23 protein-coding genes, 4 tRNA genes and 1 riboswitch are annotated in these 24418 nt (G+C 45.3%); of the genes, 20 read left to right on the top strand and 7 right to left on the bottom strand.

Annotation, left to right across the window (positions count from 1 at the left end):
* Positions 1 to 50: 50 nt before the first annotated feature.
* The 5 genes from gluQRS to thiC form a co-directional block, all read right to left on the bottom strand.
* Positions 51 to 929, bottom strand: coding sequence for a tRNA glutamyl-Q(34) synthetase GluQRS (gene gluQRS, locus Aso01_RS12025; RefSeq protein ID WP_004932292.1), 879 nt, complete (start codon positions 927 to 929; stop codon positions 51 to 53).
* Between the two features lie 4 nt (positions 930 to 933).
* Positions 934 to 1464, bottom strand: coding sequence for an RNA polymerase-binding protein DksA (dksA, locus tag Aso01_RS12020; RefSeq protein WP_004932295.1), 531 nt, complete (start codon positions 1462 to 1464; stop codon positions 934 to 936).
* Between the two features lie 210 nt (positions 1465 to 1674).
* Positions 1675 to 2484, bottom strand: a complete 810-nt coding sequence (gene cpdA, locus Aso01_RS12015) for a 3',5'-cyclic-AMP phosphodiesterase (RefSeq protein WP_004932299.1) — start codon at positions 2482 to 2484, stop codon at positions 1675 to 1677.
* A gap of 2 nt (positions 2485 to 2486) precedes the next feature.
* A complete protein-coding gene (locus Aso01_RS12010) occupies positions 2487 to 3116 on the bottom strand; it encodes an NUDIX domain-containing protein (RefSeq protein WP_039909747.1) in 630 nt (209 codons plus the stop codon).
* An 84-nt stretch (positions 3117 to 3200) separates the two neighbouring features.
* On the bottom strand, positions 3201 to 5096 hold the full coding sequence (gene thiC, locus Aso01_RS12005) for a phosphomethylpyrimidine synthase ThiC (RefSeq protein ID WP_004932304.1): 1896 nt from the start codon (positions 5094 to 5096) through the stop codon (positions 3201 to 3203).
* Positions 5097 to 5181: 85 nt separating this feature from the next.
* Positions 5182 to 5311: riboswitch (TPP riboswitch) on the bottom strand.
* Positions 5312 to 5451: 140 nt separating this feature from the next.
* On the opposite strand from thiC, the gene abuO reads away from it, so the two are divergent.
* The gene (gene abuO / locus Aso01_RS12000; protein WP_004932307.1) at positions 5452 to 6807 is read left to right on the top strand and encodes a multidrug efflux outer membrane protein AbuO; all 1356 of its coding nucleotides are present in this window, start codon (positions 5452 to 5454) and stop codon (positions 6805 to 6807) included.
* Positions 6808 to 6910: 103 nt separating this feature from the next.
* A complete protein-coding gene (gene phoU, locus Aso01_RS11995) occupies positions 6911 to 7633 on the top strand; it encodes a phosphate signaling complex protein PhoU (protein WP_004932310.1) in 723 nt (240 codons plus the stop codon).
* 407 nt (positions 7634 to 8040) lie between these two features.
* Here phoU and Aso01_RS11990 read toward each other — a convergent pair whose 3' ends face one another.
* Both Aso01_RS11990 and argH read right to left on the bottom strand, forming a co-directional pair.
* Positions 8041 to 8316 carry an oxidative damage protection protein gene (locus tag Aso01_RS11990; RefSeq protein WP_004932314.1) on the bottom strand — a complete coding sequence of 92 codons (276 nt, stop codon included), beginning with the start codon at positions 8314 to 8316 and terminating at the stop codon, positions 8041 to 8043.
* 9 nt (positions 8317 to 8325) lie between these two features.
* Positions 8326 to 9759: an argininosuccinate lyase gene (gene argH / locus Aso01_RS11985; RefSeq protein ID WP_004932317.1), complete on the bottom strand. Its 1434-nt coding sequence runs from the start codon at positions 9757 to 9759 to the stop codon at positions 8326 to 8328.
* Between argH and Aso01_RS11980 the strand changes: the two genes are divergently transcribed.
* The 18 genes from Aso01_RS11980 (at position 9750) to Aso01_RS11895 (ending at position 24214) form a co-directional block, all read left to right on the top strand.
* Positions 9750 to 10901, top strand: a complete 1152-nt coding sequence (locus tag Aso01_RS11980) for a sensor histidine kinase (RefSeq protein WP_039909749.1) — start codon at positions 9750 to 9752, stop codon at positions 10899 to 10901. The genes argH and Aso01_RS11980 overlap by 10 nt on opposite strands.
* 56 nt (positions 10902 to 10957) lie before the next feature.
* Complete coding sequence (locus tag Aso01_RS11975; protein WP_004932323.1) at positions 10958 to 11695, top strand: LytR/AlgR family response regulator transcription factor; 738 nt, start codon at positions 10958 to 10960, stop codon at positions 11693 to 11695.
* A gap of 108 nt (positions 11696 to 11803) precedes the next feature.
* Positions 11804 to 12727 carry a hydroxymethylbilane synthase gene (gene hemC / locus Aso01_RS11970; protein ID WP_004932326.1) on the top strand — a complete coding sequence of 308 codons (924 nt, stop codon included), beginning with the start codon at positions 11804 to 11806 and terminating at the stop codon, positions 12725 to 12727.
* Positions 12728 to 12729: 2 nt separating this feature from the next.
* Entirely contained in the window at positions 12730 to 13497 is a 768-nt protein-coding gene (locus Aso01_RS11965) for a uroporphyrinogen-III synthase (protein ID WP_004932331.1), read from the top strand.
* 11 nt (positions 13498 to 13508) lie between these two features.
* Entirely contained in the window at positions 13509 to 14339 is an 831-nt protein-coding gene (locus tag Aso01_RS11960; protein WP_004932334.1) for a hypothetical protein, read from the top strand.
* Positions 14340 to 14350: 11 nt separating this feature from the next.
* Positions 14351 to 15544, top strand: a complete 1194-nt coding sequence (locus tag Aso01_RS11955; RefSeq protein ID WP_004932336.1) for a hypothetical protein — start codon at positions 14351 to 14353, stop codon at positions 15542 to 15544.
* Positions 15545 to 15552: 8 nt separating this feature from the next.
* Positions 15553 to 15993, top strand: a complete 441-nt coding sequence (locus tag Aso01_RS11950; protein WP_004932338.1) for an acyl-CoA thioesterase — start codon at positions 15553 to 15555, stop codon at positions 15991 to 15993.
* A 204-nt stretch (positions 15994 to 16197) separates the two neighbouring features.
* The gene (locus Aso01_RS11945; protein WP_004932341.1) at positions 16198 to 16524 is read left to right on the top strand and encodes an H-NS histone family protein; all 327 of its coding nucleotides are present in this window, start codon (positions 16198 to 16200) and stop codon (positions 16522 to 16524) included.
* A 161-nt stretch (positions 16525 to 16685) separates the two neighbouring features.
* Positions 16686 to 17429: a type II secretion system protein N gene (gspN, locus tag Aso01_RS11940; RefSeq protein ID WP_004932346.1), complete on the top strand. Its 744-nt coding sequence runs from the start codon at positions 16686 to 16688 to the stop codon at positions 17427 to 17429.
* The gene (locus tag Aso01_RS11935; RefSeq protein ID WP_004932348.1) at positions 17429 to 18280 is read left to right on the top strand and encodes a type II secretion system protein N; all 852 of its coding nucleotides are present in this window, start codon (positions 17429 to 17431) and stop codon (positions 18278 to 18280) included. The genes gspN and Aso01_RS11935 overlap by 1 nt, the downstream gene beginning before the upstream one ends.
* A 40-nt stretch (positions 18281 to 18320) precedes the next feature.
* Complete coding sequence (gene gspD, locus Aso01_RS11930; RefSeq protein WP_004932350.1) at positions 18321 to 20624, top strand: type II secretion system secretin GspD; 2304 nt, start codon at positions 18321 to 18323, stop codon at positions 20622 to 20624.
* A gap of 69 nt (positions 20625 to 20693) precedes the next feature.
* Complete coding sequence (locus Aso01_RS11925; protein ID WP_025095803.1) at positions 20694 to 21356, top strand: FHA domain-containing protein; 663 nt, start codon at positions 20694 to 20696, stop codon at positions 21354 to 21356.
* A gap of 76 nt (positions 21357 to 21432) precedes the next feature.
* Positions 21433 to 22098: a phosphoglycolate phosphatase gene (locus Aso01_RS11920; RefSeq protein ID WP_004932354.1), complete on the top strand. Its 666-nt coding sequence runs from the start codon at positions 21433 to 21435 to the stop codon at positions 22096 to 22098.
* A gap of 104 nt (positions 22099 to 22202) precedes the next feature.
* Positions 22203 to 23696 carry an anthranilate synthase component I gene (trpE, locus tag Aso01_RS11915; RefSeq protein WP_004932356.1) on the top strand — a complete coding sequence of 498 codons (1494 nt, stop codon included), beginning with the start codon at positions 22203 to 22205 and terminating at the stop codon, positions 23694 to 23696.
* A gap of 98 nt (positions 23697 to 23794) precedes the next feature.
* Positions 23795 to 23870, top strand: a tRNA-Thr gene (locus tag Aso01_RS11910).
* Between the two features lie 58 nt (positions 23871 to 23928).
* A tRNA-Tyr gene (locus Aso01_RS11905) sits at positions 23929 to 24012 on the top strand.
* A gap of 38 nt (positions 24013 to 24050) precedes the next feature.
* A tRNA-Gly gene (locus Aso01_RS11900) sits at positions 24051 to 24126 on the top strand.
* Between the two features lie 13 nt (positions 24127 to 24139).
* Positions 24140 to 24214, top strand: a tRNA-Thr gene (locus Aso01_RS11895).
* Positions 24215 to 24418 lie beyond the last annotated feature (204 nt).

Below are 24418 nucleotides of genomic sequence, written 5' to 3'. Positions count from 1 at the left end.
TTTGCTTCAATAAAAAAAACCGTCATTTGACGGTTTTTTTTATTATTGGATTAGAGATAAATCCCTTCGAGCATGGTGTGTTTGGGAATCTGCTCTACATCCCACTGAGCCACGGCCTGCGCAAGCATCTGCCGAGGTGTATCACGTTCTACATTAGGTTGCTGCAAGGCGTTAAGTGCCTGTTGAATATAATCAGCTGCGTGTGCCGGATCGAGTGCAGCCGCCAGATTTTGCTTGGAAAGCTTTTGTCCGTGCTCGTTCATCGCCAGTGGTAAATGCATATAGCGCGGTGTAGGGTAACCCAGAAGCTGCTGAAGCCAAATTTGCCGTTGGGTGTTGTCAAGTAAATCTGCACCACGCACCACATCCGTGACACCTTGTAGATAATCATCGACCACCACCGCCAGTTGATAGTTTAAAATGCCGTCACGACGCTTTAATACAAAATCACCGAGTTCATCGGCCAGATTGCTGCATTGTCTGCCTTGCAAACGATCATCAAAACAAATGGGAACTGCGCTGACTTTGACCCGAATGGCCTGATCTTCAAAGGCTAAATTCAGTGTTTGACAGGTGCCAGGATAAATGGCATTGGAGCCGAGGAGTTTACGGGTGCATTGACAAGCATAAATCTGCCCCTGTGCATGTAATTGGTCGAGCACCTGTTCGTACAGCGTCAAACGATTGCGCTGAAACACGATTTCGTCGTCTGGCTCAAAACCAAAGGCATCAATGCATTTTAAAATATGTGCTTCACTGCCCGGGTAGATTCGTGGAATATCGGTATCTTCGATGCGAACCAGCCACTTGCCTTGATGCGCTTTGGCATCACAATAGCTGGCAATGGCAGTAATGAGCGATCCAAAATGCAAAGGGCCGGTTGGCGATGGCGCAAACCGACCCACATAAGCAGTATCACGATGAGGCATCGTATTAACCGTTATTTTGCTTCTCTTTGATCTCTGCAAGCGTCTTACAGTCGATACATTGGGTGGCTGTTGGACGTGCTTCTAAACGACGCAGACCAATTTCAATGCCGCAAGTTTCACAGTAACCGTAATCACCTGCTTTAATTTCTTCAAGCGACTGCTCGATTTTACGAATCAATTTACGTTCGCGGTCGCGGGTACGTAACTCAATTGCAAACTCTTCTTCCTGCGTGGCGCGGTCGTTGACATCAGGTAATGCTGATGATTCATCTTGCATGGTGTTTAGGGTGCGATCCACTTCGCTCATTAATTCACTTTTCCACGCCTCAAGGATTTGGCGAAAGTGATCCAATTGAGCATCAGACATGTATTCTTCGTTTTTCTTAGGCTGATAAGGCGCGATACCAAATAAGCTGGCAGTAGTGCCCCCTTCAGAGGCCTTTGGCTTGGCTTTGCGTGCAGGCTTAGCCGCCTTTTCGGCGTCTAGAACTTGGGTATTTTCGTCTAAGACGTGGTTTTGGTTGTCATTCGCCATAAAGGGCATTCCTCATCATATACGTATTATCTATACGCAAAAAATATGGTGGTATGCAAGTGTTTTTTATCCAATCCCGTTGGCGGATTTTCCCTCGGGGACGTCATCATATAGAGTTTTACACGAAGATGATAGTCGTGCCGATGTGGATTTTATGTGAATCTATCGGACTCAAGCCTTAAAATAAGCCAAAAAAATAAAAAAGAAAAGTTAATAGCCTGAAATTTCAGTATTTATGTTTTGTAGCATTTTTTCGATACGATGAATATGGCTTTCAAACTCACCATTTGCTTGTAGTTTCAGCACGCGATAGCCAGACGGCAAGGCATCAAAGGCAAAGTCATCGCTTCTGGGTTTGAATTGAACCGAAGTCGAGGGCGATGATAAAAACTCGACATGTTCCCAGCGATGTGAGGACTCTTGATGCACATGGCCGCACAGCACTGCCTTCACTTGTGAATGAGCGTGAATGACATCCAGTAATGTGGCGGTATTTTTTAGTTTGTGCTGGTCAATCCATTTGGATTGCATTTCAAATGGGTGATGATGACACGCCAAAATCGTGGACACATTCGGGTGCTGTTGAAGATGTTGCTGCAGTTGCATTAACTGATGGTCGCTGATCCAGCCATCGACTTTCCCGACTACAGCACTGTTCAAGAGCACCAGATGCCATTGGCCCATCGCCACAATACTGATATCTTGCGGTGACGATGCATGAAACGGAAAATGTGCAGGATCGTCGTGATTGCCTGGCACATGAAAAAACGGAATGCCCAGGGTTTGCATATAATCAAGATAACGCGCATAGGTGACTGCGGTAGGGGTCTGTGCCAGATCACCCGTATGAATAATGGCATCGATCTTGGGATAATGTGCCCGAATATGTGCGATCACCTGATGAAAACTCTGTTCAGGATTAATGCCCACGAATTCATGCTGAGGGTCTTCAAGCAGATGCGTGTCGGTAATTTGAATAATTACATGCGCCTGACTTGAAAAAGGGGCTACCTGAAACATAGTCATATATCTCTTAAGTCGGTGGAGAGTTGAATCTGTTGCCAGAGCCACTGTAACGCCATAATGACGGGTGCATTACGCAAACGCCCAGAACTCAGCAGCATCTCGATTTGAGAATAATCTAAAATATGCAGCTGGATATTTTCGTTTTCCTCAGGCAAACCAAAGATGCCCCCATGTTCTGGAAGATCAGTTTGTGCAGCATAGAGGTGAAAAAGTTCCGAACAGGCACCTGCCGATGGATAGAACGAGAATAAATGCGTCAGTTCATCGATTTGACATCCAGATTCTTCGACACTTTCACGACGAACACATTCTTCCGGTGGTTCATCGCCATCGAGTACACCCGCAATAATTTCGAGTTGCCACGGCGATTGAGTGTCATCGAGTGCACCGACCCGAAATTGTTCAATAAGCGCAAATTTTTGTTGGGTGTGGTTGTAAAGCAACACGCCAGCAGCCTGTTTTCTTCGAATTAGTTCGCGCTGGAAAGGCTGGGTATAATGCGATTGCCCAAAAAGTCGATGCTTGAGTGTGACTTTTTCAAGCTGTGTAAATCCCTGATAGAGCGATTCACGGTTTTCTACCTCAACATCATCATGTGAATAACTGGCTTGTTCTATTATGGTCATACTCATTATTAAAAAGGATGAAATACGTGACTGTATTTCATCCTAACTGAGTTCAATTTAAAGACAAATGCTTTTTTCGTATTTTTAGAGCTTTTGATACAGTTTTTGACCGTTTGCGTGATAGGCCGCTTTCATGCTCTTGAGACCCTGTTCAATGTCTTCAGATGAAGCATCGATTGTAGTGCTATTCTCCTGATTTTGTGCATAATTCCGCACGTTTTGAGTGATTTTCATCGAGCAGAATTTCGGACCGCACATCGAGCAAAAGTGTGCCGATTTATGTGCCTCTTTGGGCAGTGTTTCGTCGTGCATGCTGCGCGCCGTATCTGGATCTAGGCTCAGATTAAACTGGTCATCCCAACGGAATTCAAAACGTGCTTTAGACAAGGCATTGTCACGGACTTGCGCACCCGGATGACCCTTGGCCAAGTCGGCGGCATGTGCTGCAATCTTATAGGTGATAATCCCGTCTTTAACGTCTTTTTTGTTGGGTAGACCTAAATGCTCTTTGGGGGTGACGTAGCACAGCATGGCCGTACCGTACCAGCCAATCATGGCAGCACCAATGGCCGAGGTAATATGGTCATAACCCGGTGCGATATCGGTGGTGAGTGGCCCTAAGGTATAAAAAGGTGCTTCTTTACAAACCTCAAGTTGCAGATCCATATTTTCTTTAATCATATGCATCGGTACGTGACCCGGTCCTTCAATCATGACCTGCACATCGTGTTCCCAGGCGCGTTGAGTCAGTTCACCCAAAGTGCGTAGTTCACCAAACTGTGCCGCATCGTTGGCATCTTGGATACAGCCCGGACGCAAGCCATCACCCAAGCTAAACGAGACATCGTAAGCCTTCATGATTTCGCAAATTTCATCGAAGTGCGTGTATAGGAAGTTTTCTTCATGATGCGCCAAACACCACTGCGCCATAATTGAACCACCACGCGATACAATACCCGTCAGGCGATTGGCAGTTAAAGGCACATAGCGCAGTAACACCCCGGCATGAATGGTAAAGTAATCGACGCCTTGTTCGGCCTGTTCAATGAGTGTGTCTTTAAAAATTTCCCAGGTCAGATCTTCGGCCACACCGTCTACTTTTTCCAACGCCTGATAAATCGGAACGGTTCCAATCGGCACAGGGGAGTTACGGATGATCCATTCACGGGTTTCATGAATATTTTTACCCGTAGACAAATCCATGATGGTGTCTGCGCCCCAGCGTGTGGCCCAAGTCATTTTCGCAACTTCTTCATCGATACTCGAGCCTAAAGCCGAATTTCCGATATTGGCATTGATCTTGACCAGAAAATTACGTCCGATAATCATCGGTTCAATTTCAGGGTGGTTAATATTGGCCGGAATAATTGCCCGACCAGCTGCCACTTCCTGACGCACAAACTCAGGGGTAATTTCGGTTAGGTTTTTGGCACCGAAATTCTGTCCAGCGTGTTGGCGCATGTCGACATTGTCGCGCTGGCGCTGGTTTTCACGGATAGCGATATATTCCATTTCCGGTGTGATGATGCCTTTTCTGGCATAGTGCATTTGAGTAACATTCTGTCCGGCTTTGGCACGGCGAGGTTTTTGAATGTGTGCAAATCGAATATCGGCTGTACGGATATCTTTTAAACGTTCCTGACCAAAAGCTGAGCTGAGGGTGCTCAGTTGTTCGGTATCTTGACGCGCTTCAATCCAGTGCTGGCGAACATGTGGCAAGCCTTTATTCAAGTCAATCTGTACATTCGGATCGGTATACGCGCCCGATGTGTCATAGACCATCACGGGTGGATTGTGTTCTCCGCCCAAACCAGTAGGTGTATCGGTCAGTTCAATCTGACGCATAGGGACCTGAATGTCTGGGCGAGAGCCTTGGATGTACACTTTGCGAGATGCAGGCAAAATACGGGTTAGGTCTTTTGCATCTTGTTCATGTTGTGCTGAGAGATCAGCAGAAGAAAGATTCGTTAATTGGTTCATGGCATGATCCTTATGAAAAACACTAACGAATCAAGCAACCAAAAACGATGGCGGGTGTATTTGTAGAACACAAATAGAGGGCTTAAGATTTTGATAACTTGATTCCTACGCAGGTTCTAACCTGATCAGGTTCAACGGTACTCGGGATCAAATCATTGCAAGGCAATCATTTACCCAATCTCAGCGAGTTATTACTCGCGCTCCGTCAAGCATGCGCCCATACTAGCATGGATTGCGGATATTTAAAGATCAAAATATGCCACTTTTTAAGAACAAATCCCGATCGGGATCAATTGTATTTTTGCCTGATTTTTCTTAGTCTAGAACAGCACTATTCAAGGTTGATCATTCTTAGATGTCTATAAAAAAACTGATTGTCGTTATGGGGATGTTGGGCGGTGTTCAGTCGCTGTTTGCACTGGATCTGGTGGGTGCCTACGATCTGGCAAAACGAAATGACCCAACCTTGCAAGCTAATTTGTATCAGTTCCAGGCTGATCAACTCAATTTGGGCATTGCCAAAGGTGCCTTGTTACCTACAGTGACCTTGGCGGGCAATCTGACGCGTGACAGACAATCCGTTAAAAATGATCAGTCTTTCGATTTTCCGGGTGGCACAGATGTGTCGAACAGCTTGATTAGCAACACATCGACCAAGAGACAGGTTTCTTTAACCGCACGTCAACCGCTATTTCGAATGGATGCATGGCAGGGCTATAAGCAAGTAAAAACCTCGGTTCAGCTGAGTGAAGTCACGCTGAAAATCCAGATACAGCAACATCTGTTAGATGTCGCACAGGCATATTTTAATGTACTGCGTCAGCAGTCGCTCAATGGTACTTATTTACAAGAAGAACAGGCATTATCTGAACAATTAAAGATGATGAATGCCAAATTACAGCAGGGCTTATTGGCGCGAAGCGATGTTAGTGAAGCCAATGCGCAGTATCAAAATGCGCGCGCGAACCGCATTTCAGGTCAGGTGCAGCAGATGCTGGCTCAAGAGCAACTCAATCGGTTTATTGGGCATAACCCAGATCAGGGATTAGCTGTGCTTCGCACCGATGTGGTGTATCAGCCACCAGTCCCTGCACGCCTAGACGACTGGTTGCAACTGGCTCAGACGCACAATTTATCTATTCAGCAAGCTCGTCTACAGCGCCAATATGCAGACGATAACCGCCGTGTGGAAAAAGCAGCACTTTATCCACAGTTAAATGCATTGGCCACTTATGGTTATACCAAACAAAGTCCAGATACACTGATTTCCACCAATGGTGCCTTTGATCAGATTGGACTGGAGCTAAGCTGGAATCTATTTAATGGCGGACAGACCCAGACCTCAATTAAAAAAGCCGTTGCCCAGCTTGATCAGGCACAGGCCCAACTCGATGCTGCAGAGCGCAGTGCCAGCGTTGAGGTCAAGCAAGCCTTTTTACAATTACAAACCGACCAATCCAAACTCGAAGCGCGACAAGCGGCCATGCGTTCAGCCGAACAGGTGTCGCAGGCTTCCTTTGCGAGTTATAACGAAGGTCTCAAAACCATGGTGGACGTCTTGCTGGCGCAGCGCAATGCGTTTTCGGCCAAGCAAGAATATGTCAATGCCCAATATGATTATCTGATCAATGTGCTCAAGCTCAAAGCTGCGGTTGGACAACTCAGTGAGGAAGATCTGGTGCAGATGAATACTTGGCTCGGCAACGATTAAATTTCGAATGAAATTGCGGCATTGTCATTAAAGTTTCACAATGAATGTGCTTTAATCTCTGCTCAACTTTGTACCGTGCATTTAGCCCGTTTTGGAGGCTGTTTTGAGTCCAACTAATCCTGTCTTGACCCACCATATTTCCTCTCAATTTAACGAGGATTTGCAAGGGGTGAATACCAAATTCATGACCATGGGTGGGCTGGTCGAGCAGCAGGTGGCCAATGCAATTCATGCCTTGCTGGATACCGACGTCGAAATGGCGGTCGATGTACAATACCAAGACAACGTGGTGAACCAGTATGAACGCGAAATCGATGAGGGACTGACCCTGATCTTGGCACGCCGTCATCCTGCTGCAATTGACTTGCGTATGGTGATTGCCATGAGTAAAGCCAATACCGACCTTGAGCGTATTGGCGATGAAGCTGCAAAAATTGCCCGTATTGCACAAAATTTATGTGAAGAAGGCGGTTCTCCACGTGGCTACATGGAAACACGCCATATTGGGAATCAGGTACGTGTCATGATTCATGATGCCTTGGATGCCTTTGCACGACTCGATGCAGAGCAGGCTTTAAGAGTATTACTGGCTGATGCCGACATTGATCGTGAATATCAGTCTGCGACACGAACATTAATGACTTATATGATTGAAGATCCACGACATATATCGCGAGTGATTAATGTGATGTGGGTGCTCCGCTCACTTGAACGTATTGGCGATCATGCGCGTAATATTTCAGAGCAAGTCATTTATATGGCCAAAGGCCTCGATGTACGACACACCAAAATTGAAGAAATTGAACAACATGTGCAGCGTAAATAACTCTATTGTGATCAAGCACATTGTTATCAGCCACAAAACACCTTAGCGATATGCTAAGGTTTTTTATATGCACATAAAAATCGAATCACGTGATCTTAAAACTGACGTCGATCAGCCTCAATTTTAAATAAAAAAATCCCAGATTTTTTGGGGGAAAATCTGGGATGAAAACATCGTTAAGCTGCATTTTTATTCAAGATGCGGGGTAACATCTTGCTATAGGTTTATAGTAGATCACATTGGTAAGGATGTCTTGAGTAGTCTTGTGAGGCTATGTAATGTTATATGATGATCTGTAAGATTATAAAAACAACGTAGTGAATCCGTGACTCAATGGGGTATGGCGTAAACATAAAAAAACAGGCAGACCGTTCTCGGGTCTGCCTGAGTCAACCAGAAAAGCAAGATTAGTTTTGCTCGGGTTTCCAGCCTTCGGCAGTTTCAACACTGGCATCATTGTTGAAGAACTTTTCACGCTGTTCTTCCAGAAACTTTTTCGCTTCAGGTTCAAAAACGTTGAGTCGCTTTTCATTAATGAGCGTGGTTTGATGCTTCAGCCATTCTTGCCATGCCTGTTTAGAAACATGTTCAAACAGTTCCTGACCTTTGGCTCCCGGAAATGGTGCAAAATCGAGGCCTTCCATTTCTTTTTGATATTTACGACAAAATACGTGACGAGTCATGGCGTTTCCTTAAGCATAAAGTTGGGCAAGACGGTCATGAGCGCGTGCAATTGCAGCTTCAACCTGTTTTGGTGATGTTCCGCCAATATGGTCACGCGCATTGACAGAGGCTTCAAGGGTGAGGGCTTTGTCAAATACATCGGCGCCGATCAAATCGGAAAACTGTTGGAGTTGCTCAAGTGAAAGTTCAGACAGATCTTTATCTTCTTGTACGCCAAGCGCCACTGCTTTACCCACAATCTCATGCGCATCGCGAAATGCCACGCCTTTTTTCACAAGGTAGTCGGCAAGATCGGTTGCAGTCGAGAATCCACGAAGTGCAGCTTCACGCATAATCTCGATATTCGGAACCAATGCTGGCACCATGTCGGCAAAGGCCATTAATGAGCCGCGTACGGTATCAATCGCATCAAACAACGGTTCTTTGTCTTCTTGGTTGTCTTTGTTATAGGCTAGTGGCTGACCTTTCATGAGCGTGAGCAAGCTAATCAAATCGCCAAACACACGTCCTGATTTACCACGAATCAGTTCAGGTACGTCTGGATTTTTCTTTTGCGGCATAATCGATGAGCCAGTACAGAAGCGATCTGGAATATTCACAAATTTGAACTGTGCCGAAGTCCATAGAATCAGCTCTTCAGACATGCGTGACAAATGCATCATGATCAGTGCAGCTGCTGCATTAAATTCAATCGCAAAATCACGATCAGATACTGCATCGAGTGAATTTTCAGAAACAGCTTCAAAACCAAGTAGCTGCGCCGTATAGGCACGATCAATCGGGTACGTGGTTCCTGCCAGAGCAGCAGAACCCAATGGCATACGGTTCACGCGTTTGCGGCAGTCTTGCAGACGCTCGGTGTCACGAACAAACATTTCAAACCAAGCCAACAGATGATGTCCGAAGGTTACTGGTTGAGCGGTTTGTAAATGGGTAAAGCCTGGCATAATCGTATGCGTATGGCTGGCAGCCAAACCTAACAAGCCCTTTTGCAGGCGCTGTAAAATCGACAAAATATCGTCAATTTCATCGCGTAGGTACAAGCGAATGTCAGTGGCGACTTGATCGTTACGGCTGCGGCCAGTGTGCAGTTTTTTACCCGTAATCCCAATACGCTGAGTCAAACGTGACTCAATATTCATGTGCACATCTTCTAAATCAATACGCCATTCAAAGCGGCCAGCTTCGATTTCGGCTTTGATTTCACTCAAGCCCTGAATAATATCGTCACGCTCTGCATCAGTGAGTACACCGACTTTGGCAAGCATGGTCGCATGCGCGATAGAGCCTGCGATATCCTGTTTATAAAAACGTTGGTCAAATTGCACAGATGCGGTAAATTCAGCAACAAAGGCATCGGTCGCTTCGGTAAAACGACCGCCCCACATACCAGACGTTTGGTTTGCGGTTGGCTGTTCAGCGGATTGAGAAGATGTGGTCATGTCGGCTCGGTAAAATAAAAAAGAGTATAACAAATTCTGCCGCACTTGCCGACGCATCAAATGACAAGAAAACACAGCGCAGGCACAAGACAGCAATGCAGAAATCCTATTTTTTTACCAAAATTGGTCATTGGCAACATTTATTAGAACTGATTGTGGCCAGTAATGTGCTGGCGTTGGTGCTTACACTGGCAGAAGCAGGGACGTGGGCAGCCTTCGATGGGTTGCGCTTATTGCAATATATCTTATTCATTAATTGGGTGGTTTTTGCTTTTTCGGCACTGATCGATCGCTTTCAAAGTAATTTACATCGTTTACCGCAGGTTGCTGCCTTGGGGGTGGCGTTCGTTCTGTTACAAATGATTGTACTACTTACCACCGTCGCAACCAATCTTATGCTGCACTGGGGGAGCCACTTTCATTTTCATACCTTAACATGGCCACAGTTGTTTACTGGTGCCAGCATGCATCTCAGCTATGGTGTGTTATTGGGTGGTTTTTGTCTGCGTTATATGTACATGCGGGATCAATGGTTGAAGCAGCAATATAGTGAATTAAATGCCAGAATTCAGGCCATGCAGGCGCGTATTCATCCACATTTTTTGTTTAATAGCCTCAACAATGTAGTCAGTTTGATCAGTATCGATCCGGAAAAAGCCGAAACCTTACTGATCCATTTGTCTCGTTTGTTTAGAGCCAGTTTTCAAGAGCTAAAACTGGTCAGCTTGGCCGATGAAATCGAACTTTGCCAACGCTATTTGGTTATCGAAAGTGTGCGTTTGGGTAGCCGATTGCATGTGGAATGGAAATTTGATCCGAATCAGCCCCAATTTCAACAGGTCCAGATTCCACTCCTGACTTTACAACCTTTGCTGGAAAACTGTATTTTTCATGGCGTTGAACCGAGTAGTTCACGCAGTACCATTACAATACTGGTTGAAATATTGCAAAGTGAGGTCAGTATAGTCATTACTAATCCGTACAGTCTGGATAAAATAAAATCGAGAAATGGGCACGGTATTGCCGTTGAAAATGTGAAGCAGCGTTTAATTGCGTACTATGGACGTACAGTAAAATTTCAAAATTATTGCGCACGTGAGTTATATACCACAGTGGTAAGTTATCAATACCGATCAAAATAATAAGTCTGAAACCCCTTAAAAACAGGATGTCATGGGGCCACGACAAAGGAGGAAAAATGAGGATTCTGATTTGCGACGATGAACCTCTTGCGATTGAACGTTTGTCACGGTTGGTGGTGCAATTGGGGCATGAAGTGGTTGCGCATGCCTGTAATGGTCGTGACGCGATTGAGCTGGTGGATCAACATCAGCCTGATGTGGTGCTGCTGGATATTCAGATGCCAGAAATGAACGGCTTATTATGTGCAGAACAATTAGGTACATTCGACCCAATGCCGGCGATTATTTTTTGCACCGCCTATGATGATCATGCACTGGATGCGTTTAAATCCAAAGCACAAGGTTATTTACTCAAACCGATTGCGCAAGACGATCTGGCGCGTGTATTGCATCAGTTGCCGCGTTTAAATCAGGCCCAGATCACGCACATTAAACAGCAAGATACCCATGATCGTCCTCATCAGCGCCAGCATATTACGGCACGTACTTATCGTGGTGTTGAGCTGATTCCGGTTGAAAATATTTACTATTTTCTGGCAGATCAGAAATACGTCACCGTACGTCATAAGCATGGCAGTGTGCTGATCGACGAGACACTCAAAGATCTCGAGCATGAATTTCAAGATCGTTTTATTCGTATTCATCGCAATGCATTGGTCTCGATGGATTATTTGGACGGTCTGGAGCTGATCAGTTCAGGACAATACCAGGTACGCTGTAAAGAGGTCGATGAACGGCTTGCGGTCAGTCGGCGTCATTTACCCTATTTGCGTGATCGCATGCAAAAACTATAAATTTGAGCCAACTTGATCCTGATTTGATGCGCTACGGGGATATTTTACTTGCATTTTTAATCAATCAAGTTAAGTTTAGAGTCTGTTTTTTTATCGATCTGAGCCCTTATGCAGACCTTAAAGATTGCTACACGACAAAGCCCGCTTGCACTTTGGCAGGCAGAACACATTCGTGATCGTTTACAGGCACTTCATCCGGGACTTCAGGTTGAGCTGGTCAAATTTGTAACCCAAGGTGACAAAATTTTAGATACGCCCTTAGCCAAAATTGGGGGTAAAGGCTTATTTGTCAAAGAGCTTGAGGCGGCATTACTGGATGGGCGGGCAGATCTGGCCGTGCATTCCATGAAAGATGTACCGATGCATTTGCCTGAAGGATTAAGCCTCGCGGTGATCTGTGAGCGAGAAGATCCACTTGATGCTTTTGTATCGAATGAGATTAGCCATTTCGATGCACTGCCACAGGGTGCACGCGTGGGTACATCGAGTTTGCGCCGTAAGTGCCAGATTTTAAAGCAACGTCCAGATTTGAATATTATCGATTTACGCGGCAATGTAGGCACGCGGTTATCGAAGCTGGATCAGGGTCAATATGATGCGATTATTCTGGCCAGTGCAGGCCTAAAGCGTTTAGGTCTGAACGAGCGTATTCGTCACACGCTGCTACCACAGATGAGTTTACCTGCGGTAGGGCAAGGTGCATTAGGGCTGGAATGCCGTTCAGATGATCATGCATTACTGGAACTGATCGCACCACTTGCGCATGAGCATACCAGTGCATGCGTACGTGCTGAACGAGCTTTTAACGCGTATCTTGAAGGCGGTTGTCAGGTACCGATAGCAGGTTATGCCACTCTTGATCATGACTTCTTGACGTTAGAAGGACGAGTTGGCAGTGTAAAGGGTGATATTCTGTTGAAAGATATCGTTCAGGGGCATCCGGATCAGGCCGAAGCACTTGGCATTCAACTTGCAAAACAATTACTTGAGCAAGGCGCTGGCGATTTACTGCGCGAGTTATACCGCGACTAAATATGTATTTTATCAACACGCGACCTCTGGATCGAGCCGATGAGCTAACACAAGCCTTAGCTGCGCAAGGCTTTCGGGTTGAGTGCCTGCCATTACTGGAACTGGTGGAGCAGCCCTTCGATGCGCATTTGAACGCGCTTTATCAAGACTTAACGCATGCGCAAGTGATCGTGGTGGTAAGCCCGACTGCGGTTGAAATTGGAATGCGCTATTTGCAGCGTGCAGGGCTCACCTTGCAGGATGTGGCACAGGCTGACTGGATTGCTGTAGGGCAGCAAACAGCACAAACATTGTCGCATTATGGTATTCAGGCGCATGTACCGACGATCGAAAGTTCTGAAGGGATGCTGCATCTCCCTGTTTTTGAAACTCAGAGCGCGCTCCATCGTGTGGCCTTTTGGCGTGGTGAAGGCGGTCGGCAATTTATGATGCAACACCTGGCCGAGCAAGGGGTTCAAATTCTCAATTTTGTTTTATATGATCGCCGTTGTCCTCTGGCTAGCAAACAGCAGATTGGCAATATTGCAGCCAAAATTAAAGAACAAAAACAAAGGGCTTGGGTATTAATCAGCAGTGAAGCCAGTTGGCTCAACTGGCTGTCATTGACCCAGCATGATACGCCACTCTTTGATTTATGTGATTACGTGGTCTTGGGCGAACGACTCGAACAAATATTAACGATCTATCAGAACCAGTCTTCACAGAGTTTTACTATCATACGTGTGGAGAATCTTAAGGCGGCAACGCTTTTGCGTCACTTACAGGCATAATCAGGAACATTATGAGAAAAATTTTATCTGTCATTTTGATTTTAGCTTTAGGTTGGTTGGCCAAGCTAAGTTATGACATGTTTCAAATTTCTCAGCAGCTTCCGGTGCTTCAACAAAATTTACTCAAACTCGATCAAAATAATGCCAAGCTGAACGATCAACTGGTGGCTTTACAACGCCAGATCGTTACAGCACCTGAACAGCATTCACCTTCATCGGCACCGGTTACAAATGCTGCTTTTACAGCAAATCCGGTTGTTTTGATCAAGCAACAGTTGGAGTTTGTCGAATTTGCATTGCAACAACAACAATATACGTTGGCAGTTGAAAAGCTCAATGAATTGGATCAATCTTTAGGGTTATTTAATCTGGCACCTACACTCAAAGACAGTCTGCATGTGGCTTTGGCCCAAGATCGACAAACCATTCAGCAGGTAGTGAATGTTAAATCGGCACAGCGTGAACAATTTAATGCCTTAATTTCGCAAATGGACAAACTGCTACAACAAGCTGGACATCAGTCGCGTGTGGAGCTTGATCGTAGTGACACGACGTATTTCTGGCAAGGCTGGTTCCAGTTTGAGAAGGTTCAGCAGCCCTCAGCCAATCTTATGAATCGACAATTAGTTTTGAAAGAAGTTCAGTTGCGTTTGATTTTAGCCAAACAAGCACTTAATTTGGGGCAGGTCACTGAGTATCAAACCACTATCCAAACCATCATCGAGCAAATAGGCCAGCTACCCGATAAAAACAGCCAGCAATTAAAATCAAAATTTGAAAAACTCAAGCAGGTGCCCGTTGTTCCTGTACCTAAACTTGCCGCTTTAGCGCTGATCGGCTAGAAGGAAGCTGTATGAAAGGATTAATCTGGACCTATCTGATTGGTGCCTTGTTTGTTTTGGCGATACTGAGTGTTTTAAGTTATGGCTTTGGTGCCGGCTATGTGTATGTCTATTGGCGTGACTGGCAGCTACAAACAACTGTTTGGGCATCCATTTTTGTCATTGCCATATTAGGTTTTGTGTTGCAACTGCTCTGGATTAGCGTGAAGCGCTATTTAAGCCGTGAGCAACGTAAACTAGAAACGGTTTTTGATTTTAAAAACCTACATCCTTATGAACAACTTGGTGTCATCTGGCTGCTTGATGCTGCACAGGATCAACATGCATTTATCGATCGAATTTTTACCCAATCTGGTTTGTTAAAAGGCATTGTTGAATCCAAGCTGCTGTCTAGGCAAGGTCATTATACACAGGCACTCAACGCACTGAATCATACCGCGCCGATGGCATTTGAGCTGGCAGAGTTGCAACGTATCGAAATTTTTCTTGCTTTGCATGATACAGAAAAGGCTTTAACGCACCTCGAATTTCTTCAACAGCATCAGTTATCACCTTGGCTCAAAGATATTGAGCAGTCCTATCGCCAAAAGATTACAGAATACTGGGGACGTTTAGCCCTTCAGCAATCTTGGTTATATTTACGCTCGCTTCAATATGGGCATCTAGATGCGCAAACACGTGATCTTTGGTTGCAACAGGTATTAACTCAGTTTGAAGATGCATCGGTAGATGATTTATATGCCTTACAGCAACGTTATTTAGAATTGGAACAAGAAATACAGACAAGACCGTATAGTAGTAAGGTGCTCTGGCTAAAACTTTTATCACGCATGCCAGAAATGAGTATTCAGCATGAGCGTTTGGCATTGCATTTACTACGTGAACAGTTTGATCGGGACGTATTTTATTTATGGTTTCAGCAACAATTGTTAAAACAAGCACCAGATTATGCTGATATTGAAACTAAAATTGAAGAAATGGAGCAGATATATTTAAGTCAGCCGATTTTAAGTTTTGCTAAATGGTATGTTTATGAAGCCACTGAGCGGCATGCGCAAGCAGATGCATTACTGACACTGTATCCAGACAATGTTTTAATGAGCTATTTAAGAATTAAAGCGAAAATTAAAGACAATGATGAGTTGGTTCAACAGCTCAATCTTATTTTTGAAAATGATGCAAATTTTATTCAATTTAAAATATGAGAAAAAAGATGAAGGAACTCAATCAACATCCTGTTATCCATGAGCAGGCAGTCGCGTGGGGCGACATGGACGCATTCGGTCACGTGAATAATGTGTTGTATTATCGTTATATCGAAAGTGCCCGGATTAAATATATGGACATTTTGGATTTTTTTGCAGCAGAGGTGTATACCGTTGTTGCCTCAAATCAGTGCAAATATTTAAAACCCGTATTTTATCCCGATACACTTAAAATTACGGCATCTATTGAAGAGATTCGGACCAGCGGTTTTAAAATGACGTATCAGATCTGGAGTACGACACAAAATACTTGGGTGGCCAGTGCTGAAGCCATTATGGTGGTGGTCGATAAAAACACCTTAAAAAAACAGGCTATTCCAAATAATATAAAAAACAAGATTATTGAGCTTGAAACTGTCGCTGGAAATACACCTACTATTTTTAATTGAGATCAATTAAGTCAAAATTAAGATTTGTATAAATAATGAAAGCGACGCTTTAATCATATTTATTTAAATAGATTCCTGTTTTAACATGAAGACATTGCTTGATTATTTAAACTAATCTAAATATTATGAGCTTAGATGTGATTTAAACAGTTAGCGTTATTGGTCTATTGTTAAAAAGTTTTAATAAACTTGGAGTTGGTTTAAATGAAACCAGATATTAGCGAATTATCCGTTGAAGATTTAAAGCGTTTGCAAGCAGAAGCTGAGCAACTTATTGCCTCTAAAAAAGATCAAGCAATTGAAGATGCGTATAACCAAATTTTAGAAGTTGCTGAAAGCGTGGGTTATAGCGTTGAGCAGTTACTTGAATACGGCGCGCAGAAACGTAAGAAAACAACACGTAAATCTGTAGAGCCACGCTATCGCAGCAAGAGCAATCCAGAAGAAACGTGGACTGGTCGTGGTAAACAACCGCGCTGGTTAGTCGCTGAGCTTGAAAAAGGTGCAAAATTAGAAGATTTCCTTATCTAATTTCATCATTCGGTCACCTTTGGCCAGTAAGCTCGATTAAACCAAGCATCTGCTTGGTTTTTTTATATAAGTGAATTGGCGATGATGGAAAAGTATGCATAATGTCGTAAAGAGAGGAAATTCCTCATCCATGGAAGACACTGTGCAGCGGTAATGACTGAATGAATAAAAAGTCGAAACAATTAAAATGGTGGATCTTTGCAGTCATTGTCTTTGGAGTATTTGTAATTTTACAGATTCCAGCCAACTGGTTAATTGCAAAATTTTCGAAAAACAACCAAATCTTGAGTAATGTCTCAGGCAATATCTGGCAAGGTCAAGCCGACTGGCATAAAGATCAGCTAAAGGGTTCTGTGCACTGGACTGTCCGTCCGATGGATCTGTTCTTATTAAAGCTTGGCGCACACGTAGAAATTCATAGTGCCAATACTGTTTTAAATGGCAATGTCGGTTATGGTTTTGGGAAAAAACTCAGCATTCGAAATTTAAACGGCGAGATTGCACCCGACAGCTTAAAAGCACTCGTCAATTGGCAATGGCCAAATAATAGTATCCAGCTTAAAGATGTCCAGTTGAATTATCAAAAAGCACAAGGATTCAGCGCAGCATCTGGCAATATGCAATGGGCGGGTGGGCCTTTGGGGTATACCTTTGCCCAGCGCCAAGAGCGTATGAATATGCCATCGCTGCAAGGGACTGTATTGAATCAAGATAATCAACTTGAATTTGATATCCGTGATCAGCGTAATCAAAAAATGGTGAATTTATTGCTGGCACCCGACCTCATGCTTGATGTTCGTCTTACCCAGCGTTTTCTACTGAATGTACCCTCGTATAACGGTCAGGCCGGGCTTGATACCTATGTGATCAGTTCACGTCAGCCCCTGCTTAAAGGAGCGTCATAATGCTCAAGTCATGGGTGGAAACCATTCGGCAAAAACGGCTCGGTCAATTGGATCGCTTGGCACCTCTCATATTGGGGCTGTTGATTGTGTGGCTGTGCTGGAAGCTGGCAGCACTGTTCTGGCTAATTCTAGCCCCTCCACAGGCGATGCAGTTTGAGCGGGTTCAATTAGGCTCCCAACAAGCACAAATTCCGAATATCAGCAGCTTTGCCCTGTTTAACGAACCACAATTATCGAATAATCCCAATGATCAGCAAAACTTTGAGTTACAGGGGGTGATGCTGGCGTATCCATCACGATTGTCTTCTGCTGTGATCAAGGGTAAAGACAGTGTGGATCGTTATCGTGTGGGTGAGGCAGTGGACAATAGCAGCTATCAACTCAGTGAAGTGTATTGGGATCATGTGGTCTTGAGTCAGCCCAACGGCACCACGCGTGAAATTCGGTTTAAAGGCATGGAAAATGGGCTGTATCAACCGATTCTGGGTACCACGACTACCCCTCAAAATGCCACATCCGTTCCTCCTGCAAGTAATACCGGTAGCTCTGGTTCGGGAGCCGCTTTGGGTCAGGCCATTCAGCAAATGCAGCAAAATCGTGAGCAATATTTGGAAAATATGGGCGTCAGCAGCACCGCCGATGGCTATGAGGTGACCGAACGGACACCCGCGGCTTTAAAAAATACATTGGGCTTGAGGGCTGGAGATCGTATATTGTCTGTCAATGGTCAACGTGTTGGACAAGGACAAAACGATGTTCAATTGCTCGAACAGGCGCGACGTGATGGACAAGTGAAAATAGAAATAAAACGTGGTGATCAAGTGATGACCGTACAACAAAGTTTTAAGTGATATCAGATGGTCACCATAATTTTAGGAAAAATAACCCGCTATGGCTTTATTTAATCATCGTCCCCTTTGGGCTTTAGTTGCAGCCGCTCCGGTGATGGCTGTGATCAGTACAAGCACGTATGCACAAACATGGAAAATTAATTTACGCGACGCCGATTTAACGGCTTTTATCAATGAAGTGGCGGATATCACGGGTAAAAATTTTGCAGTTGATCCACGTGTTCGAGGCAACGTCACGGTCATTTCCAACAAGCCATTAACGCGTGATGAAGTCTATGATTTATTTCTGGGTGTACTGAACGTCAATGGCGTGGTGGCGATTCCTTCTGGTAATACCATCAAACTGGTGCCAGACAGCAACGTTAAAAATGCAGGTTTACCTTACGATATGCGCAATCGCGCCCGTGGAGACCAAGTGGTCACGCGGGTTATTTGGGTAGAAAACACCAATCCAAACGATCTGATTCCGGCGTTGCGGCCTTTGATGCCTCAATTTGCCAGTCTTGCTGCCGTGCCGGGCACAAATGCACTAATTGTCTCAGATCGGGCAGCAAACATTGCACAACTCGAAACCATTATTCGCAACCTTGATGGTACGGGACAAAATGATGTCGAGGCCATTACCCTGCAAAATAGCCAAGCTGAAGAAATGGTGGGGCTACTTGAGTCAATCAGTTCAACGGGCGCTTCAAAAGATGTGACCGGTTCACGTGTCAGAATTATTGCTGATGCCCGCACCAACCGGATTTTGATCAAAGGGGATACCGGAACGCGTAAGCGAATCCGCAACATGATTGAAACCTTAGATGTACCTTCAGCAGATCGCTTGGGTGGATTGAAGGTATTTCGTCTCAAATATGCCAGTGCCAAGAACCTGGCAGAAATTTTACAAGGGCTGGTCAGTGGTCAGGCCGTAAATAGCTCGCAAAGTAAAACTGGGAGTAACTCGGGTTCATCTTCTTCCACTGGTCTCAATAGCCTCATTGGTGGAAGTGCATCGCAGAGTAATACCACGGGCAGCAATAACGCTACATCTGGTTCATCCATTAATCTCAATAGCAGTAATAATGCGAACAATCAAAACAGCATCACCAGTTTTAACAATAATGGTGTCAGTATTATTGCCGACAGTGCACAAAATGCTTTGGTGGTCAAAGCAGAACCACAATTGATGCGCGAAATTGAATCGGCGATTCAGCAACTCGATATTCGCCGTGAACAAGTCTTGATTGAAGCAGCCATTATTGAGGTGTCGGGGGATGATGCCGATCAACTCGGGATTCAGTGGGCGCTGGGGGATTTAAGCAGTGGTATTGGCCTGATCAGTTTTAGCAACGTAGGCGCGAGCCTAGCTTCAATTGCAGCGGGTTATCTGTCTAATGGCTCTACAGGTGCTGCATCTGCGATTGCCAGTGGTTCAAATGGTGGCAGTGGTGCGACCTTAGCGCTAGGTAATTTTAGTAACTCACGAAAAGCCTATGGTGCGCTTATTCAGGCACTTAAGACCAATACCAAATCTAATTTGCTTTCTACACCATCGATTGTCACGATGGACAACGAAGAAGCCTATATTGTGGTGGGGCAGAATGTTCCATTTGTGACGGGGTCGGTTTCAACAACTTCAACGGGTGTGGCCAATCCCTACACCACGGTAGAGCGTAAAGATGTGGGTGTCACGCTCAAGGTGATTCCGCACATTGGTGAAAACGGCACGGTGCGTCTGGAAGTCGAGCAAGAAGTTTCTGCTGTGCAAGACAAGGGCCAAGCCACCGATCTGATTACCAGTAAACGTGCCATCAAAACCTCGGTGTTGGCAGAACACGGCCAGACTGTGGTCTTAGGTGGCCTCATTTCGGATAACCGCACGTTGTCGCGTCAAGGTTTGCCGGGTTTAAGCAGTATTCCCTACGTTGGGCGTTTGTTCCGTGCAGATTCAAATAGCAACGAAAAACGTAATCTGCTGGTGTTTATTCACCCAACCATTGTGGGCGATGCCAATGATGTGCGCCGGATTTCGCAGCAGCGCTACAATCAGCTTTACAGTTTACAGCTCTCTATGGATAAAAATGGCAACTTCGCTAAATTGCCAGAAAATCTAGAACAGCTCTACCAACAACCTGCCGCGCCTGTCGCTGCGGTTCCGAGCACCCGTTATCAGCAGGTTCCCGCCACAACGGTCACCACGCCAGTGGCAACAGTACGCCCAAGTTCACCCGTTGTGCGCAAAGGGACTTCTTATGCCTTACCCGTACAACCGACTGTAAACACCCAGTCCTTGAATGAGCCAGAAGTAGAGCGAACCAAAAATACAGTGACGACGACCACCTTGCGACCTGTGTCATAACGGCAGGCGACGAAGACATGAAGCATGTTATGATGATCACAAATCACGATAAGAGACAGACTTAAGATGATGACGTGGAAATTACAAGCCATTACAGGTGAATTTACAGGACAGGAAATTGCGATTGAGCAGGACATGCTGGTGGGTCGCCATCAGGATGCCGGTTTGGTTTTGCAAGCAGCCGAAGTATCGCGTAAACATGCAGCGCTACTGCTGCAAAACGATCAACTTTGGGTGCAAGATCTAAAATCATCCAATGGTACTTTTGTGAATGACGTGCGTATCGAGGGCGAAGTACAGCTTCACGATGCCGATATTGTTCAGTTTGCCAGTCTTAAATTTGCAGTGTTGGCACCAGCAAAACCACAACTTGAGCGAGAGGCGTTGCCTGAGGTTGAGCTTGAGCCGGTTCATCATTCGGTGGAACAGCCAAATGTTAATGCGCATCAGACACAGCCCGTCGATGCAGGTATGCCAACTTTAACCGAACGTGATACCGGTGCTGAAGTGAGCCGTGAAGGTATGCCGCAAAACGTTGCCGTACCAAAACCTGCGCCAATTCCAGACGGCGTGGTGGTGAATGCAACACCAGATCCGAAACCTGTGGCCATTGAGCAACCAGTTTCGTCGGTAGAAAAAGAAATTGAACAACGTAAAAATGCCTCTGTGGGTTTTATGACCATCGTGGTGTTGATTATTCTTGCAGTGATGGCGTGGGTATTTTTAAAGTAAGCATGCCCGATCAATCGTAAGGTCACTCAAGGCATGCCAAACGCATGCCTTTTGGTTTTTAGCAGACAGGTAAAATATGAGTGTAGTGCAATTAGAGCGTCGTCAATTGGTATTGTTTGATCTAGATGGAACCTTGGTCGATACCGCATCCGATATGTATCGTGCCATGAACATCACCTTGCGTGATCTTGGCTGGCCGGAAGTGAGTGAGACACAAATTCGTCAGTGGGTTGGACAGGGCACAGGCAAACTCTGTGATGCGGTGCTGACTTTTTTATTTCAGCAGATCGATCCTGAGCGTCATCAGCAGCTTCTGGCGCACTACCTGCATGTCTATGCCCAAGAGTTATGTGTGACCAGTCGGCTATTTAATGGCGTTGAAGCATTTTTACAACGTTGTCAGGCACAGCACATTCGTATGGCATGTGTCACCAACAAACCAGAAGCACTTGCGCGCAAGTTGCTTGAAGAACTAGACATTGCGCATTATTTCGATCTGGTGGTGGGAGGGGATAGCTTGCCAGTTCGCAAGCCCGATCCATTACCCCTTCTACATAGTGCTGCACAATTTAATGTCGAGCCTCACGCAACACTCATGATTGGCGACTCTAAAAATGATGTGGAAGCAGCACGTCGCGCGGGTATCGATTGTATTGTGGTCAGCTATGGCTATAATCATGGAGAAAATATTTACGACAGTCAGCCACAACAGGTGGTGGACCGTCTAGATCAACTGATTTAGTAATACAGGGGTGGGGCATGTATCAGCGCATGGTGTTTCGATGGCGATAATCGCGTCTTTAATCACTTTTATCGGGCTTCACTTAAAACCATTGAGATAACATCATGACAACACACACTCAGTTTGAACAACTTAAAGCTGCTGGCTACAACACGATTCCCGTCTATCGACAACGTTTGGCCGATACCGATACGCCACTGTCGGTCTTTGCGCGTTTGCGCGATCATACTCAAGCATATTTGTTTGAGTCGGTAGAGGGAGGTGAAAACTGGGCGCGCTACTCCATTATTGGGCTGGGAGAATCTACAGTTTTTTCCTGTAATACAGGGCAGTTGACCATTAAAAATCCACAAGGTCAGATTTCTACTCAACCATGCACAGATCCGTTTACCTATATTCGCGAGTATCAGCAGCAGTTTAAGGTTCCACCGCACGCACTCACACCAGAACTCCCGCAATTTTCTGGGGGCTTGGTGGGCTACTTTGGTTACGATGCGGTGCGTTATATCGAGCCGCGCCTGAACAACGTACCAGAGGCCGATCCAGTTGGGTTACCTGATATCTGGATGATGCTTTCCAAGACCGTAATTATTTTTGACAATCTCAAAGACACACTGTTTCTAATTGTGCATGCCGATACTGCACATGAAGATGCTTTTACACAGGCACAGCATCAACTCGACAGCCTTGAGCAGTTACTGGCGACACCGGTGAGCCTGCAGGCAAAACCTCACACGCCGCCGCACTTCGAATCTCTCACTGGCAAAGACAACTTCTTGGCATCGATTGAAACGGTGAAAGAATATATCCGTGCTGGGGATGTCATGCAGGTAGTTCCGGGTCATCGTATGGTATCGGATTTTGATGGGGACCCTTTACAGGTTTACCGTGCGCTGCGTCATCTTAATCCATCGCCGTATCTTTTTTTGGTGCAGGGACAGACCTTAACCGATCAGACACCGTTTCATATTGTGGGTTCTTCACCAGAGATTCTATCGCGTCTGGAAGATGGGATTGCCACAGTACGACCACTGGCCGGTACCCGACCACGTGGCAAGACCAAAGAAGAAGATCTGGCGCTGGAAAAAGAGCTCTTGGCCGATGAGAAAGAAATTGCAGAGCACTTGATGCTGATCGATCTTGGGCGTAACGATGTGGGCCGTGTATCCAAGATTGGTAAAGTACAAGTGACGGACCGGATGGTGATCGAACGCTATTCACATGTCATGCATATTGTCTCGAATGTGCAGGGTGAAGTCCGTGACGATATCGATGCGTTAGATGTCTTTAAGGCAACTTTCCCTGCGGGCACCCTTTCCGGTGCACCAAAAATTCGTGCGATGGAAATTATCGACGAAGTAGAACCGGTTAAACGCGGCATTTTTGGTGGCGCAGTCGGTTATTTAGGCTGGCATGGTGAAATGGACATGTCGATTGCGATCCGCACCTGTGTCATTCGTGAAAATAAGGTGTATGTACAGGCGGGGGCAGGGCTTGTAGCAGACTCAAATCCTGAATCTGAGTGGAATGAAACCCAAATAAAAGCTCGCGCAGTGATCAAAGCGGTTGAATTATCGTCAAACGGATTGATTTTATGAGTTTTTAGCGGTTTTTTTTAAAAAACCGCTTGCATCGTTTGTGAGTTTTGCTAAACTGCACACCGTTCCGATACGAAACGTACGAAACACTAAGAAGCGCCGGCATAGCTCAGTTGGTAGAGCAACTGACTTGTAATCAGTAGGTCCACAGTTCGAATCCGTGTGCCGGCACCATCTTAAAGTGGTTCAATGTTGAAGTAAAGAACTTACACTGAAAGTTAAGTGTGATATTGGTGAGATTCCCGAGCGGTCAAAGGGGGCGGACTGTAACTCCGCTACGAAAGTTTCGAAGGTTCGAATCCTTCTCTCACCACCAACTAACTTCGATTGAAGTGGTAAATGTACCAACGCTGTGCGGGAGTAACTCAGTTGGTAGAGTGGCAGCCTTCCAAGCTGCATGTCGCGAGTTCGATCCTCGTCTCCCGCTCCATCGAAGGATTATCGCTCTTATAGCTCAGTGGTAGAGCACTCCCTTGGTAAGGGAGAGGTCTCGAGTTCAAATCTCGATAAGAGCTCCAGATACAGTTTGGTAGAGTAAAATCTACAAAGATTTCAAAAAGCAGGCTAATTAGTCTGCTTTTAAAGTATTGGGCGTCTGTTTTTTTAGACTAATGTCGATGTGCTGAGTAGCTTCGATGCCTTTTGTAGCCTCTTGTAGCTTGCTTTCGACGTAAACGAGGAAGATCATCATGGCTAAAGCCAAGTTTGAACGTAATAAGCCG

Source organism: Acinetobacter soli (assembly GCF_000760595.1).
Lineage (GTDB): Bacteria > Pseudomonadota > Gammaproteobacteria > Pseudomonadales > Moraxellaceae > Acinetobacter > Acinetobacter soli.
The sequence above is the reverse complement of the archived record's forward strand: the minus strand, read 5'-3'. Positions and strand labels throughout refer to the sequence as shown.

Bases quoted from the DNA above. Each gene is read 5' to 3' on its own strand.
- dksA (WP_004932295.1), bottom strand. From the start codon at position 1,464: ATGGCGAATGACAACCAAAACCACGTCTTAGACGAAAATACCCAAGTT.
- Aso01_RS11975 (WP_004932323.1), top strand. From the start codon at position 10,958: ATGAGGATTCTGATTTGCGACGATGAACCTCTTGCGATTGAACGTTTG.
- Aso01_RS11960 (WP_004932334.1), top strand. From the start codon at position 13,509: ATGAGAAAAATTTTATCTGTCATTTTGATTTTAGCTTTAGGTTGGTTG.
- Aso01_RS11990 (WP_004932314.1), bottom strand. From the start codon at position 8,316: ATGACTCGTCACGTATTTTGTCGTAAATATCAAAAAGAAATGGAAGGC.
- Aso01_RS11955 (WP_004932336.1), top strand. From the start codon at position 14,351: ATGAAAGGATTAATCTGGACCTATCTGATTGGTGCCTTGTTTGTTTTG.
- hemC (WP_004932326.1), top strand. From the start codon at position 11,804: ATGCAGACCTTAAAGATTGCTACACGACAAAGCCCGCTTGCACTTTGG.
- Aso01_RS11925 (WP_025095803.1), top strand. From the start codon at position 20,694: ATGACGTGGAAATTACAAGCCATTACAGGTGAATTTACAGGACAGGAA.
- argH (WP_004932317.1), bottom strand. From the start codon at position 9,759: ATGACCACATCTTCTCAATCCGCTGAACAGCCAACCGCAAACCAAACG.
- abuO (WP_004932307.1), top strand. From the start codon at position 5,452: ATGTCTATAAAAAAACTGATTGTCGTTATGGGGATGTTGGGCGGTGTT.
- Aso01_RS11980 (WP_039909749.1), top strand. From the start codon at position 9,750: ATGTGGTCATGTCGGCTCGGTAAAATAAAAAAGAGTATAACAAATTCT.
- gspN (WP_004932346.1), top strand. From the start codon at position 16,686: ATGAATAAAAAGTCGAAACAATTAAAATGGTGGATCTTTGCAGTCATT.
- gspD (WP_004932350.1), top strand. From the start codon at position 18,321: ATGGCTTTATTTAATCATCGTCCCCTTTGGGCTTTAGTTGCAGCCGCT.
- Aso01_RS11935 (WP_004932348.1), top strand. From the start codon at position 17,429: ATGCTCAAGTCATGGGTGGAAACCATTCGGCAAAAACGGCTCGGTCAA.
- trpE (WP_004932356.1), top strand. From the start codon at position 22,203: ATGACAACACACACTCAGTTTGAACAACTTAAAGCTGCTGGCTACAAC.
- Aso01_RS11965 (WP_004932331.1), top strand. From the start codon at position 12,730: ATGTATTTTATCAACACGCGACCTCTGGATCGAGCCGATGAGCTAACA.
- Aso01_RS11945 (WP_004932341.1), top strand. From the start codon at position 16,198: ATGAAACCAGATATTAGCGAATTATCCGTTGAAGATTTAAAGCGTTTG.
- gluQRS (WP_004932292.1), bottom strand. From the start codon at position 929: ATGCCTCATCGTGATACTGCTTATGTGGGTCGGTTTGCGCCATCGCCA.
- Aso01_RS11920 (WP_004932354.1), top strand. From the start codon at position 21,433: ATGAGTGTAGTGCAATTAGAGCGTCGTCAATTGGTATTGTTTGATCTA.
- Aso01_RS11950 (WP_004932338.1), top strand. From the start codon at position 15,553: ATGAAGGAACTCAATCAACATCCTGTTATCCATGAGCAGGCAGTCGCG.
- cpdA (WP_004932299.1), bottom strand. From the start codon at position 2,484: ATGTTTCAGGTAGCCCCTTTTTCAAGTCAGGCGCATGTAATTATTCAA.
- thiC (WP_004932304.1), bottom strand. From the start codon at position 5,096: ATGAACCAATTAACGAATCTTTCTTCTGCTGATCTCTCAGCACAACAT.
- Aso01_RS12010 (WP_039909747.1), bottom strand. From the start codon at position 3,116: ATGACCATAATAGAACAAGCCAGTTATTCACATGATGATGTTGAGGTA.